This is a genomic window from Mesorhizobium sp. M00.F.Ca.ET.216.01.1.1, assembly GCF_004010325.2.
Taxonomy (GTDB): domain Bacteria; phylum Pseudomonadota; class Alphaproteobacteria; order Rhizobiales; family Rhizobiaceae; genus Mesorhizobium.
The window spans coordinates 1-338 of the sequence record NZ_SADR02000314.1; the positions used below are offsets into that span (position 1 = coordinate 1).

The following is a 338-nucleotide window of genomic DNA, read 5'->3' on the forward strand; positions in this document are numbered from 1 at the left end:
GAAGCCGAGCGTGCTTAGCCTTCGATTGTGGCAAGATGCAACGCGTTACCGACGTTAACTTGTGTAACGCGCCTGCAATATCGCCAACGGCCGGATTCAGGCTGCTGTGTCGGCGGCGGCAAAGTTCAGCTACGCGGTTGTAGCAGCGCCAAGACGGCCGTCGATGCGGCAAGGATGGCCGTCATGGTCAAAGGCGCTGTAGGGCCATAGGTGTCCACAACATAACCGCCGACAACCGCACCGGTGGTGATGGCGACCTGAAAGGAGGCGACCATCAGGCTGCCGGCTGCTTCCAGCGCGTCAGGCGCCGCGCGAGACAGATTTGTCGGCAGCACCAC

At 61.5% G+C, this 338-nt stretch carries 1 pseudogene; it reads right to left on the reverse strand.

From position 1 onward, the window contains the following. Positions 1–125 precede the first annotated feature (125 nt). Positions 126–338 (reverse strand): annotated as a pseudogene (locus EN859_RS36270) (MFS transporter); the annotation flags it as partial.